At 34.8% G+C, this 13,555-nt stretch carries 12 protein-coding genes; all 12 read left to right on the top strand.

Features of this window, described 5'->3' with window-relative positions:
- Nucleotides 1-49: 49 nt before the first annotated feature.
- The 12 genes from IJI01_RS00935 to IJI01_RS00880 all read left to right on the top strand — a co-directional run bounded on the left by IJI01_RS00935 (nt 50) and on the right by IJI01_RS00880 (nt 13,554).
- Nucleotides 50-1,138, top strand: coding sequence for a UDP-N-acetylglucosamine 2-epimerase (locus IJI01_RS00935; protein WP_292184444.1), 1,089 nt, complete (start codon nt 50-52; stop codon nt 1,136-1,138).
- 10 nt (nt 1,139-1,148) lie between these two features.
- Entirely contained in the window at nt 1,149-1,973 is an 825-nt protein-coding gene (locus tag IJI01_RS00930) for a polysaccharide deacetylase family protein (protein WP_292184441.1), read from the top strand.
- A gap of 21 nt (nt 1,974-1,994) precedes the next feature.
- The gene (locus tag IJI01_RS00925; RefSeq protein WP_292184438.1) at nt 1,995-2,222 is read left to right on the top strand and encodes a phosphopantetheine-binding protein; all 228 of its coding nucleotides are present in this window, start codon (nt 1,995-1,997) and stop codon (nt 2,220-2,222) included.
- Nucleotides 2,215-3,159, top strand: a complete 945-nt coding sequence (locus IJI01_RS00920; RefSeq protein ID WP_292184435.1) for an AAC(3) family N-acetyltransferase — start codon at nt 2,215-2,217, stop codon at nt 3,157-3,159. Before IJI01_RS00925 ends, IJI01_RS00920 begins: the two co-directional genes overlap by 8 nt.
- A complete protein-coding gene (locus tag IJI01_RS00915; protein WP_292184432.1) occupies nt 3,146-3,523 on the top strand; it encodes a class I SAM-dependent methyltransferase in 378 nt (125 codons plus the stop codon). Before IJI01_RS00920 ends, IJI01_RS00915 begins: the two co-directional genes overlap by 14 nt.
- Before the next feature lie 276 nt (nt 3,524-3,799).
- A complete protein-coding gene (locus tag IJI01_RS00910; protein WP_330622972.1) occupies nt 3,800-4,828 on the top strand; it encodes a glycosyltransferase family 2 protein in 1,029 nt (342 codons plus the stop codon).
- Between the two features lie 9 nt (nt 4,829-4,837).
- Nucleotides 4,838-6,376 carry an amino acid adenylation domain-containing protein gene (locus IJI01_RS00905; protein ID WP_292184427.1) on the top strand — a complete coding sequence of 513 codons (1,539 nt, stop codon included), beginning with the start codon at nt 4,838-4,840 and terminating at the stop codon, nt 6,374-6,376.
- Nucleotides 6,373-7,536: a polysaccharide pyruvyl transferase family protein gene (locus IJI01_RS00900; RefSeq protein ID WP_292184424.1), complete on the top strand. Its 1,164-nt coding sequence runs from the start codon at nt 6,373-6,375 to the stop codon at nt 7,534-7,536. The genes IJI01_RS00905 and IJI01_RS00900 overlap by 4 nt, the downstream gene beginning before the upstream one ends.
- Nucleotides 7,529-8,719, top strand: a complete 1,191-nt coding sequence (locus IJI01_RS00895; protein WP_292184421.1) for a Coenzyme F420 hydrogenase/dehydrogenase, beta subunit C-terminal domain — start codon at nt 7,529-7,531, stop codon at nt 8,717-8,719. Before IJI01_RS00900 ends, IJI01_RS00895 begins: the two co-directional genes overlap by 8 nt.
- Nucleotide 8,720: 1 nt before the next feature.
- Nucleotides 8,721-10,244, top strand: coding sequence for a lipopolysaccharide biosynthesis protein (locus IJI01_RS00890; protein ID WP_292184418.1), 1,524 nt, complete (start codon nt 8,721-8,723; stop codon nt 10,242-10,244).
- Between the two features lie 153 nt (nt 10,245-10,397).
- Entirely contained in the window at nt 10,398-11,936 is a 1,539-nt protein-coding gene (locus IJI01_RS00885; RefSeq protein ID WP_292184416.1) for a glucosyltransferase domain-containing protein, read from the top strand.
- 187 nt (nt 11,937-12,123) lie between these two features.
- Nucleotides 12,124-13,554: an MBOAT family O-acyltransferase gene (locus tag IJI01_RS00880; RefSeq protein WP_292184414.1), complete on the top strand. Its 1,431-nt coding sequence runs from the start codon at nt 12,124-12,126 to the stop codon at nt 13,552-13,554.
- Nucleotide 13,555 lies beyond the last annotated feature (1 nt).

Below are 13,555 nucleotides of genomic sequence, written 5' to 3'. Positions count from 1 at the left end.
AAAGAAGAGGCAAATGGCCTGATTATATTTTCAAAAAGTGGTGTATATAATGAGTGAGATTTTCTTTTTTATTGGCACAGAAGCTGAGCTTATAAAGGTATTCCCTGTAATGCTGGAACTTAAGAGGCGCGGGAGAAAATATCATATAATTGCCAGCGGCCAAAATGATATTACAAAGAGTGTTATTTTTCAAAAGACAGATTGCGGCAATGTTGATCTGAAGCTTAGTGATGAAAAGGATATCAAAAAGAGTGCAGCTGGTTTACTGAGTTGGTGGATTAAGACATATAGGAGTGCAGCTTCCATTATTAGAAAAGAGTTTCCAGAAGCTGTTAATTCTAATTCATATATGATTGTTCATGGAGATACTGTATCTACTTATATGGGAGCCAGAATTGGTAGATCTTTGGGTATGACAGTATGCCATGTAGAAGCTGGACTTAGATCACATAATATATTTAATCCTTTTCCAGAAGAAATTGATAGAAAGCTGACCAGTTCAATAGCAAGACTTCATTTTGCTCCTGGCGAGCAGGCATTATCTAATCTGCAAGCTGTTAAAGGAAAAGCTGTTTCTACTGGACAGAACACATTGCTAGATAGTTTAAAAGTATCTGAACAGATAGCTGCATGCGAAGAAATAAGCCATATTTTGTCAGAAGAAAAGCCATATTTTGTATTTGTTATGCACAGGCAGGAAAATGTAGCAAATGAAAAACTGTTCAGAGCTGCTGTAATGAATGCCTTGCAAATATCATCTGAATATAAGTGTGTATTCATACTTCATTCGATAACGCGTAATGCATTGGAGAGATTAGGATTAATGGATAAAGTCGAGAATAGTCCTAATGTTATATTGTTATCGAGAGTGGATTATTTCAGCTTCATGAAGCTGTTAAAGGGTTCGGAATTTGTTATCACTGATGGAGGAAGCAATCAGGAAGAACTATTCTATATGGGCAAGCCCACTCTGATAATGAGAAAGACTACCGAGAGAAATGAAGGATTGGGCGAGAATGCCAAGCTTTATTCAGACGTAGACGAGATCATTTCCTTTGCACACGAGTATCGTAACTACATCAGGCATACAGATTTATCCGGAACCCCATCAAGTGTTATAGCGGATTGCTTGGAGTAAATAAGTATTTATGAAAAAGGTTTGTTTTAGATTTGATATAGATACACATAAGTGTATCAGGGATGGTGTTCCTAATTTACTGAGGCTGTCAGAGGGTTACAAAGTGCCTTTCACATTTTTCTTGAATATGGGAAGAGCTGTATCAATAAAGGATTCTCTGCTGTCAAATAAAGCGGCAGATGATGAGATAGAACATTGCAAATCTCTTACAGCTTATGAGAAACTTGGAACATTAGACTATTTGGTTGCAGCAATTATTAATCCTCGTAATGCCTGGTATACGAAACAAATTAAAAATCTTGTTAGTAACCCGTATTGCGAAGTAGGTATTCATGGTGGACGTAACCATGCTACATGGCAGTTTCATGCTAATGAGTGGCCTGAGGATAAATTACGTGGAGAAATAGAATGGGCCATTGATAGAATCAGGAAAATTGCGCAAGAATATGAGCTAGGAGGCTTTGCTGCGCCTACGTTTAATCATCCTGAGAGTTTATCCCGTGTCCTGTCTGAATTGGGATTTAAGTTTAGTGCTGATTTTCATGGTGTAGAGCAGCACATTATAAGCCAGAAAGATGGACTTACAGATGTAGGAATAAATCTTTTGGGAGAGCCAGGTGGAGTGGCTTTTTGGGAAAGCTGCCTGGCAAAGGGAATGAATCTGGATCAAATATCAGATGAATTCAAGAGAGCAATTGATAAGAATGATATCATAGTAGTATATGATCATCCATATTTGGCGGGCTGTAGATGCCTTGATAGTATCAGCCGGATTATTGAATACTTACAGGATGAGCAAATAGAGCTAGCTACTTTGAGTAGTATTTTAAATTGAAAGATTGGTAAAGGTGAGAAGATGGAAGAGCTTATTGCAGTATTAAAAAGTGTTAAAGAGGATGTTGATTTTGAAAATGAGCAAGCGCTTGTTTCTGATGAATTATTAGAATCTATGGACATTGTTGCTATTGTCTCTGAATTAGAGAATCATTATGGGATCACGATAGATTTGGAGACACTGGTTCCAGAGAATTTTGAATCTGCCCGTTCTATCATGAAGATGATTGAGAGTTTACAAAATGAATAAGGTATTTGAGTATATTCCTTCATTAGAAATTGCTATAAGATGCACGTTGCATAAGTTTCCTGGCATCAAAAAGAAGGCTTTGAAACTGATGAAAAAACAAAATGACAGTGGTCAGAAGCCGACTAAAGAAAACTGGGAGGCTGTCAAAAAATATTTGAATGAGCTTGATGTTCATGATGGAGATATTCTGCTGGTGCATTCAAGCATGGATGGATTGAACTCTTGTGATGTTACATCTAAAGAAATATTAGATACTCTCGAAGGCATGGTTGGGGGGACAGGCACTCTTGTTTTTGCTGCATACCCTGAATGCAAATATGATGAAAAACTCGGGGGATATTATTATGACCCTAAGCGAACTATAGCATGGACAGGCATGCTTCCTAATGTTTTTATCAGAAGAAAAGGAGTAGTTCGCAGTGAGTTTCCACTGCAGACTTTAGCTGCCAAGGGTAAACATGCTGAAGCTATGATGGCGAATAATATTGACGCGGTAGTGGCTCAAGGTCCCAAAACTGCCTGGGAATATTGCGTGGATCATAATGTTAAGATTTTGTATTTCGGAATAGAAGCTTGTCAGTGCTGCACAATGATGAACTATCCAGAAGATGTCCTTGGACCAGATGAGTGGCCAATCAAAGATTGGTATTACGAGCAAACATATTACATCAAGACAGCTGAAGGGGTAGTCAAAAAGGAAGTGTTACATCGCGATGACGAATTCTATAGGTTTTATAGAATGGCGTATAGTGAACGTTGGCTCAAGAAAAATGGATTCCTTACTGCAGCATATCCAGGAGGAGTATATATAGGCTTTACCCGAAATGGTGGAGATTTGGGCAGAAGACTTGTCGAAGAGGCTAGGAATGGACGTTTGCTCTATATGATTCCTAAAAGGTATTGGAGAAAACGGAGGAGAGGAAGTGGGTGCTTTTAAAATAGCTTTAATTTATGTATATAGATGGCTTGTTAGAGAGTCTTCGCTTATTGGAAATTATCTGAATTTTGGTAAAGGGATAGATTTTATAGATTCTGAGTTGGGGATATATAATGGTTTAGAGGAAGACCATTTTGTAGGATACGAGCAGTCTAATTTGTTATTTAATAATCCTATAAAAAAATATATAAATATTTCTTCCGCTAAAAAAGATAGTGTTTTGGATATTGGATGTGGAAAAGGCAGGATGCTGTATTATTTCTACAAGCTAGGGTTTACGAAAACTGACGGAATAGAGTATTCGCGGGAATTATGCAGCGTGGCAAGAAATAATTATGAGATTATCAGAAAGAGAAAAAAATAGATGATAATATGTTTCATATAATTCAGGCCGATGCAACTTTATTTAATGATTATTCTAAGTATAACTATTTTTATCTATATAATCCTTTTGATGGGGGTGTACTCAAAATAGTTCTTGATAAGATTATTAGTACGCTGGAAGATAATCCAAGAAAAATAGTTATTATATATAAAAATCCACTTCATAAACGTGTTATAGAGGCAACAGAGCATTTTGAAGAGATATATAATAAGAGCTCTGTTATAAGTAAGATATTAAAGCAGGAAATCATTATTTATGAGAGTAAATGATAATTCTTGGCGACCATCATATTGGTTGAGTATTATTATGGTTGCCTATAATTCAGAGAACACCATTGAATACGCACTGAAGAGCATAAGAAGTCAGAGTATGGATCAGAATCAGATAGAACTACTTGTGCTTGATGGAGGATCTTCAGATAGAACAGTAGAGCTTGCTCATAAATACAATGCTGTGGTGCTCCATAATGAAGCGAAACTACCTGAACCAGGAAAAATTAAAGGTATGCAGTGTGCTCATGGTAAGTATGTGCTGATAATGGACAGTGACGAAGAGCTTCCAACTAAGACGATTCTGCAAGACCGATATGATTTTCTTGAGAAATATGATTATTTACATTGTATTTCAATAGGAACAGTTAATCCGCCGAATTATAATCCAATTGGTAAATATATAAATGCGGTGGGAGACCCCTTTTCATGCTTTGTATATAGAACTTATAAGCTTGGAATGAACAAACTGATATGGGATAAGAATACGCTAGATAGTAAGGAATACTGTATAGGAAAGTTTGGAGAAACAGATATTCGCCCTATAGGAGATAGCGGTGTAATGATGGATATGGAGTATATTCATCGCATGTATCCTGAACAGATGCAAGTTGAAAATACTACGGCCATATTTGATCATATTATCAGAGATACAGGTTATGTTGGATGTATTCTTGGTGATGATCATATACACAGGAGTAAGTCAGACTTTAGAACATATCTCAAAAAGCTTAAGTTCCGAGTGGTCAATAATGTCCATAATGTTGAGAGCTCGGGGTATGGTGCAAGATCACAGAGTTCCAGGAAGCTTACAGCTAGAAAGTTTTTGTTTCCACTATATGTAATTACCATAATACCTACTATTTTTGATGGGGTAAGGATGTCGATTAATTATTCAAGTCCAGTATTTATGCTCCATCCGGTATTTGCATGGTACGTGTTAGTTGAGATTCTGCATCAGTATTTTTTGAAGATTATAAGTCATAAGCAGACGATAGATGTTTATGGAGAGTGATTATATAGAATGAATAAAGTACCTACAATAATTGAGATGTTTGAGGCAACAGTTGGCAAGTATGGCGATAAATGTGCCATATGTTCCGGAGATGAGCAAATTACGTATTCTGGCCTCAAGTCATTTGCAATGTCTATAGCTACAGGGATACTGAAGAGAACGGATAGTACCGGGAAATCAGCCACTGTTGCAATTGCTATGAATAAATCACCTAAGTGTCTTGCTGTTATGCTTGGCATTATGTATTCTGGCAATCCATATACTGTATTAGATATTAAATCTCCTATTGAGAGAATAGAAAAAATATTAGATACCTTGGATTCGAATATAATTATTGCAGATTCTAAGGGTGCTAAGGCGTTAGGAAAAAGTAAAGATATTAAGGCGGAGATTCTTGACGTTGATGAACTAATTGGGGTTGAATCTGATCATGAGAGAATAGAACAGATTAAGAGAAATATTGTAGATACGGATCCAGCGTATATACTATTTACTTCAGGTTCTACAGGCGTTCCTAAAGGAACTGTGGTGGGACATAGTTCTGTTGTGGCCTATTCTAGAGCTGTAGCATCTACGTTTTCGTTAGATCAGGAAACAGTATTCGGAAGTCAGACACCTTTTTACTTTAGTATGTCTGTATTGGATATATTTGTAACTCTCTATTTGGGCGCAACACTAGTTATAATACCCAAGATGCTATTTTCATTTCCTATAAGACTCTTTGATTATATGAAAGAGCAATGTGTAAATACGATTTACTGGGTTCCTACAGCAATGGAACTTGTGGCAGATAGAGGACTGTTTAACTCATATGATGCAACCTTCCTTAAAAATGTTCTTTTTGCTGGAGAGCCTTTGCCATCCAAGTATTTGAATATCTGGAAGGATGCGTTACCCAAAGCTTTGTTTGCTAATCTATATGGACCAACAGAAGTTACAGATACTTGCACATATTATATATGCCAAGAAAAAATGGACATTTCTAAGAGTATTCCAATAGGATGTCATTTTGATAATTGTGATGTATTCTTGCTTGATGAAAGCAACAGAAAGATAGAGCCTGGCTCAGAGGGAATGGGAGAGATTTGCGTCAGAGGACCATTCCTAGCGTATGGATATTATAATAATCCAGAGCAGACAGCGAAAGCATTTGTTCAAAACCCTGTAAATCCACATTATCCTGAAATGATTTATCGTACAGGCGATCTGGGAATGTGGATGGATGACGAGAACCTTATATATGCTGGAAGAAAAGACAATCAGATTAAGCATTTAGGGTATCGTATAGAACTTGGTGAGATAGAGAATGTAGTGGCTGCTATAGAGCAGATGGATATTGCAGTAGCAATATATGAAGAGTCTGTTGATGAGATAGTTTTATGCTATAACGGATCAGCTGATGAGCAAGATGTTCTTGCAGAAGCTAATAAGCTTTTACCTTCTTATATGAGACCATCAAGAGTTGTCAGATTTGATGCTTTTCCGATTAATTCAAATGGTAAGATTGATAGGAAGAAGATGAAGGAGACTATTAAGAAAGCTGAATGAAGAATATAGCTATTATTTCATTTATCAAATCCTATAATTATGGTGCATCTTTGCAAGGATATGCGTTATGGCATGCCATAACACATATCCTTCATTTTAATGGCAAATGTCAATATTTAAATTATAGGAGAGACTATAAACCGGATTTTATCGTCTGGCTTGCCAGAAAGATAAGTAGTGCAGTCTTAAGGCGAGATGATACTCCATCGTATACTTGTCGTGAGATTTTGCAGGAATATCTTTTGGCTAGAAAAGATGTAGTAACATATTCAGATGAACTAGAAAGAAGATTTGAGACGTTTTGGAATCTGATGCCATATACGGAACCTGTAAAAAAAGGCCAACTTAGGAATCTTAATGAAGTATTTGATACATTCATAGTGGGTTCTGATCAGGTGTGGAATCCAGGAAAAGTCAATTTGGATTGCACATATTTATTAGATTTTGTAAGTGATGGGAACAAAAAGTTCAGCTATGCATCATCTCTGGGAATGAAACAGATTCCACTCAAGTATAGAAAGAGTTATAGAACTTATTTGAGTAGATTTAATTCTATTTCAGTTAGAGAAAAGGCGTCAGTTGGTATCATAAAAGAGTTGCTTTCTGAAGATAAAAATATAGCAAGTCATTGTGATCCTACATTGTTACTAGACTTTGATGCTTGGAACCAAATATCCCAGAACAACAAGCCTGATATTACAAATTATGTATTGGTATATGATCTGACAGGAAAAGATAAAATGTGTAATCAGATAGCTAATCTGATTGCGGAGAAAAGAAATTTAAATGTATATACTGTTTCGCAGGAAAACGGGCATGGTCCATTGGAATGGCTACAGCTGTTCATAAATGCAGATTATGTTGTGACTAATAGCTTTCATGGTACTGCTTTTTCACTAAATTTCTCTAAAGAATTTATAGCATTGATACCGCAGATAGAGATGTTTGAAAAATCAAAAGATAGAATATTTGGGATTTTGCAGGGAGTTGGCCTAGATGAAAGAGTTTTTTCAGAAAAAGTTTTTGAAGAAAAAACATCCGATGAAATATGGAATTTGCTCTGTGGATTAAAGGAAATAGATACTTCTGAATTACAGAGTAGGTTACTTTCCGTGAGGAATGAAGGATTGGATTATTTGAGGAAATGTGTTAATGACTAATGCTATAAAACCATGTTCTAATTGTACGGGGTGTTCTGCATGCTCGGTGGCGTGTCCGACAGGGGCAATGTCAATTATATGCGATGATGAAGGATTTTATCGTTACAACGTTGATTATACTAAATGTGTTAATTGTAGATTATGTTATGAAGTATGTCCTAATCATAGTGATGAAGTAAGTGATTATGTGTGTGATTTTGATCAGAGATATTATGCTGCTAGAAATATTGATGAAGAAGTTGTGTGTTCATCATCTTCTGGGGGAATGTTTGCGGCATTTTCCAAAGCAATAATAAGTGATGGCGGTAGTGTGTATGGTGTTGTTATAAATTATCCAACATGCTCAATAGAATATAAGAGGGCTACAACTCTAGAAGAGACATATCCTATGAGAGGCAGCAAATATATTCAGGCGAAGCTGTCCAATAATATCATAGAAATGCTGATAGAAGACATAAATAACAATATACCGGTCTTGTTTACAGGAACATCATGCTATGTAAATGGTATCAGACGACTTCTTAAACTCAAGAAGATAAGTGCAGAAAACGTAGTTTTTATGGATTTTATCTGCGCTGGAGTTATTTCAAATAAGCTTTGGATGAAGAATGTAGGTTACTACACACAAAAGATAGGAACGCTTAAGAAAATCTCATTTAGGGATAAGCGCTATGGTTGGAGAGATTCTTGTATATCATGGGAATCTGATAATACGATGTGTAAAACAAAATACGCACTTTCTGAAGTCGGGTTATTTCAATCAGTATATGAGGCTTTAGGCAGATCATGTAATGAATGTAAGTATAGATCTTTCTTGCACCCAGGGGATATTACTGTTGGAGATTTTTGGAATGAACAGTATCTTCCGCGTAAATGGTGGGATGACAAAGGCGTTTCTATGCTGATGGTTAATACTCTTAAGGGTTCTGAGCTTTTAGAAAAATGTAAAGATAATTTAGAAGTGATGGATGTTCAGAAAAATATGGTTTTTAGTAGCAGTTTTGAATTACTAAAAAGCGTCATAAATGAAAAGAAACGTGAAGAATTATTTTCTGATGCAGATAGAATGGACTTTGTTTTATTTAAACAAAAGTGGTTAAAATGTTCCTTTAAGGACAAGATTTTGCTAGGAATTGTTAGACCAATATTTTTAAGACTAGGTGTACATAGGTATAAAAAGTAATATGGAGAGGAAATATGATAACAATTTAATAGCGCATAGAAAGAAAAATGCTTTAAGAATGACATTGACAGGCTTTGTTTATGTTGTAGTGTCAATCTTGTGCCCTTTTATCATCAGATCAATGATGATTTACATAATGGGATATGAATATGCTGGATTAAATACTGTTCTATATTCCATTATATCTATGCTTAATATGACAGAATTGGGATTGGGTTCTGTTATTGTTTATTTCCTTTATGATCCAGTTGCTAGAGGAGATATAAAACGTATTGGAGCATATCTCCGTGTTCTGAAAAAAGTATACGGATATATAGCAGCTATAGTATCTCTGATTGGTATCTGTGTCATTCCGTTTATCAAGTATATCGTAGGAGTTGACGTTCCTGCAGATTCGCATGTTTATGCATCATATTTGCTATTCTTGGTTAGCACAATAGTGCTCTATCTGGGAATGCCAGAAGCTGACATATTATTTAACGCTTATCAGAGAGGCGATATAGTTAATTATATTAAGTTATTGTCTGCTTTGTTGGCATATACGTTACAGATAATTGCGATAGTTGTTTTTAGATCGTTTGTGATGTATTTTTGCGCAATCCTTCTACAGTCATTATTTGTTGTTTTTTTGAGATATTATTCCAAGAAAAAATACTTCCCACAGATTAGTAGTGTTGGTGATATTAGTTCAGAAGAAAAGAGAGATATCAGAAAGAGAGTATTATCAGTTTTTGGGCATCAAATGGATGAAACTCTTATTTCGAGCATGGACAATCTAATATTGTCATTTTTTTGTGGCTTGTCTGTGGTTACTACATATGGAAATTATATGTATGTTGTCTCTGCATTAGGAATGTTTCTGGCAGTGCTGTTTAATGCTCTTACTGTGACAGTGGGAAATGCGATTGTTACTGAGTCTAAGGAGTCTAATTATATAAGATTTAAAAAGGTTCTTGGAATCAATAGCGCCTTAGTAATTTGGATATTTGTTTGTATGAGCAATCTATATACGGAGTTTATGACTGCATGGATGGGTGACAAGCTACTCCCCTTCAGAACGATGTTTTTATTCTGTATATACTTTTTTGTTATGCAGATAAGAAAATCTGTTATATCATTCAAAAATGCAAATGGAATGTGGTGGGAAGACAGATATAAACCCTATTTATCTATGATTGTTAACATTATTCTTGATATAATCCTGGTAAGATTCGCTGGCATTGAAGGAGCATTGCTGTCGTCAATACTTTGCATCGTATTTATCGAGATTCCATGGGAATCGAAAGTTCTTATTAGAGACTATTTTAATCAAAGTTTGGGATACTATTATGTCAAATTACTTGAAGGACTGCTTCTTTGTGTTGCGGGAAGTTTTATTGCGGGTAAGGCATGTGAACTTATAGATACTGGTATTATGCTTGGAAACATTGCTATTCATGGTATAATTTGTACATTGATATTTGTTATCTTTTTAGCGTTAGTAATGCTATATAGTAATGTGGTCATAAGACATGAAGAATCTTGATATAATTGTGCCTTGTTTTAATGAGAAAGATAGTATTGTTCCATTTATGAATGCAATGTTTTCGTGGTAGCATATTTCTATCCAAGGAAGGGACTACACATGTGATATATACCAATAATAAGGAGGCACATAAGGAAAGGGAAGAAGATTACTATGAACAATGTTATATATACTAAAATAAAAAATGTTACGCATAATACATTTGTTTTTTTTGTACTTATTTATGCTAGTTATTCTCTTTTTTTAAATCAAACCTACGATCCTGACAATACTGCTTCTATAGTTAATGGCTATTATTCTAATATTATGTGGAGTAAGATTGTGCAAAACAATCTTTTGGGGGGGAGGGTTGTTTCTACTTTTGAATCTGTTTGCAATTTTTTATTTAATAAGATTGGAATTAATTTTCTTAGTAATAGATTTGTTTTGCAACTATTATTAATGGTTCTTTTGTCTTGCGCCTGTGCAGAGTTATTACAATTATATGCTACTTACTATATATATGGAAAAAAATGGTTATATCCTATTATCGCTTTTGGAGTGATTTCGCCATTTTATGTAGAGTTTTTTGCTTTTGGTGGAATGGGAGGAGGGTTAGGCTTTTTATTATCCGTAATTTCTGTTGTATATTATTCTAAAGGGAAGTATTTCTCTGCTTTATTATGGTGCTTTTTAGCGGTTGGAACGTACCAAGTAAATTATCAGATTGTTATATTATATGGAATAGCCGTACTTTTTTATGAGTATGAAGATAACATAGCAAGAATTTTAAAAAAAGTTATATATCTTTTCGCTATTTCAGGAATATCAGCGATTTTTGTGCTTGTGGCACCGAGACTATTTTCCATGATTTCGGGTCAGAAAGAGGTAAAAGAAAGTATAATAGGGGCAGCAGAAAGAACGCCATTTTTACTCCAGATTTTCTACGTCTATAGGGAGTACATCAATGTTTTAAAGCACAATTATGGTTTGATGCCTGTTTATTTCTTGGGATTATTAGTTTTTATACTAATAGCATTATCTTTGATATGTCTGGCGTATGCTAAAGATAAGAAAAAAATAGTATTATTTGCTTTATTTACAATAATAATCTGGTTACTACCTCCATCTTTTGCCATTGTAATGGCGACAATCTATATGCCAAGCAGAACTTTAATTGGCATATTTATGGCTCTTAGTGTGCAGATGCTTATGGCATATAAGTGTGTATGTGTCTGTATTTCAGATAGAAAAGTATTATTTTATTTTTTCCAAGGAATTGTTTTGATCTACGCTTTTGTGGTTTTATACTCTGTTCAGACGATGGCTGCAGATGTGCTTATTACCAATAAAATGGAGATGGCTCAAATGAGGATGATGCAGAATATCATAGATGAATACGAGGATGAAACGGGGAATATAGTTGATACAGTTGCAGTAACACATTTAAAAAATGGTATATATGCTTATGACAAGTCAAATACAAACATGAACTACATGGGATACCCTAGCACGCATATGGTAATAAATAAGGAATGGTGCGATGTAGTATTCTTAAACTATGTTAATGGTAAGAACTACAAAAGAGCGGATATACCGGAAGAAGATGTTGAAAGATTTTTCCCGGATTTGAACTGGGAAGACTTTGACACATTCAACCCTACGAAACAGATGGTGTTTGAGGGTAACGTTTTGTATTGGGCGCAGTATTAATGATATTTTGTTGCGCTTGGATTACTTTGTTACATTTTTCCAAATGAAAGCTAGATTGATGATGAGTATATAGAGATGAAAACAAATCTTAGAGAAAACATAAGCAATATGATAAATAACACCGAGAAGTTGTATAATATATTTTTGAGTTAAGCTCACAAATTTTTGTGGAAAGGTGAATTGATAAATGTTATTTAATTCATTTTCATATGCCCTGTTTTTGCCTGTTGTTTTTTTTATTTATTGGGGGATTCCACACAAATTTAGATGGCTTTTACTGTTGGCATCTAGCTATTATTTCTACATGAGTTGGAATGTGAAATATGTAATACTCATTTTTTTTACAACAGCAATCTCTTTTTTTGCGGCTATTCTTATTGAAAACGAACAGCGTAACAGAAATAAAAAAGCAATATTGCTAGTAGCAGCAATACTTTGCCTGGGCGTTTTGTTTGTTTTTAAATATTTAAATTTCACCATATCTACCTTTGCAGAAGTAGTATCATTTGTGGGTATTAAATTAAGTCCCCAGACAATCAAGCTTCTTTTACCGGTGGGTATTTCTTTTTATACATTTCAAACTATAAGTTATATAACAGATGTCTATCGTGGTGAGATAGAGGCTGAGCATAATTTTGGGTACTATGCAACATTTATTTCTTTTTTTCCTCAATTAGTTGCTGGTCCTATAGAACGAACCAATAATTTATTGCCACAGATAAAGACTGAGCATTTTTTTGATTATGACAACGCTTCATACGGACTCAAAAGGATTCTGTGGGGGTTGTTTAAAAAAATGTGTATTGCTGATGCTATAGCATTCTATGTGGATTCGGTATATGCTTCTCTGGATGCCAACACTGGTTTTCATTTATTTTTAGCTGTTATAGGATTTTCTATTCAGATTTACTGTGATTTCTCTGGATATTCCGATATCGCAATTGGTACTGCAAGAATGCTTGGCATAACGCTAATGGAGAACTTCAAAAGCCCATATTATTCAAAATCTATCAAGGAATTTTGGTCTAGATGGCATATATCTCTTTCCACATGGTTTAGAGATTATTTTTACATACCTATTGGAGGCAATAGAAGAAGTAAATTTCGAAATGCGATTAATTTGTTTATGACCTTTTTGCTAAGTGGGTTATGGCACGGTGCTAACTGGACTTTTATAATATGGGGTGGGATACATGGCGCAGCCCAGTTGCTAGAACGTATGATACAAAAGAGTTTCAAATTTTATAACCGTCATTGGTTATATTCTATTTTTTCATGGTTTGTTGTATTTTCTTTTTGTAATATAGCGTGGGTATTCTTTCGAGCAGAATCCTTAAAAGATGCTATATTTGTTATTTCTCATATGTTTAGTGGTATATGCAAATGGAAACAATACCTTGGTAATAAATCTGGATTAGAATATTTTGAATATGCCAAGATGCTTTTTGTTCTTATCATACTAGCAGGTTATGATTTAGTATCATTACAAAAAGATGTTATTCTTTGGCTTGGCGAACAGAAAATAGTTATACGATGGATTGTGTACATCTTTCTAGTTATGTGGATTTTCTTGTTTGCAAGCGTAGGAGAAAAAAATTTTTTATATTTTCAATTCTAAA

The sequence above is a fragment of the Butyrivibrio sp. genome (assembly GCF_017433805.1).
Classification (GTDB): domain Bacteria; phylum Bacillota; class Clostridia; order Lachnospirales; family Lachnospiraceae; genus Butyrivibrio.
The sequence above is the reverse complement of the archived record's forward strand: the minus strand, read 5'-3'. Positions and strand labels throughout refer to the sequence as shown.

Coding starts and splice junctions, on each gene's coding strand:
- IJI01_RS00935 (WP_292184444.1), top strand. CDS start 50: ATGAGTGAGATTTTCTTTTTTATTGGCACAGAAGCTGAGCTTATAAAG.
- IJI01_RS00920 (WP_292184435.1), top strand. CDS start 2,215: ATGAATAAGGTATTTGAGTATATTCCTTCATTAGAAATTGCTATAAGA.
- IJI01_RS00885 (WP_292184416.1), top strand. CDS start 10,398: ATGAACAATGTTATATATACTAAAATAAAAAATGTTACGCATAATACA.
- IJI01_RS00905 (WP_292184427.1), top strand. CDS start 4,838: ATGAATAAAGTACCTACAATAATTGAGATGTTTGAGGCAACAGTTGGC.
- IJI01_RS00910 (WP_330622972.1), top strand. CDS start 3,800: ATGAGAGTAAATGATAATTCTTGGCGACCATCATATTGGTTGAGTATT.
- IJI01_RS00880 (WP_292184414.1), top strand. CDS start 12,124: ATGTTATTTAATTCATTTTCATATGCCCTGTTTTTGCCTGTTGTTTTT.
- IJI01_RS00895 (WP_292184421.1), top strand. CDS start 7,529: ATGACTAATGCTATAAAACCATGTTCTAATTGTACGGGGTGTTCTGCA.
- IJI01_RS00900 (WP_292184424.1), top strand. CDS start 6,373: ATGAAGAATATAGCTATTATTTCATTTATCAAATCCTATAATTATGGT.
- IJI01_RS00930 (WP_292184441.1), top strand. CDS start 1,149: ATGAAAAAGGTTTGTTTTAGATTTGATATAGATACACATAAGTGTATC.
- IJI01_RS00890 (WP_292184418.1), top strand. CDS start 8,721: ATGGAGAGGAAATATGATAACAATTTAATAGCGCATAGAAAGAAAAAT.
- IJI01_RS00925 (WP_292184438.1), top strand. CDS start 1,995: ATGGAAGAGCTTATTGCAGTATTAAAAAGTGTTAAAGAGGATGTTGAT.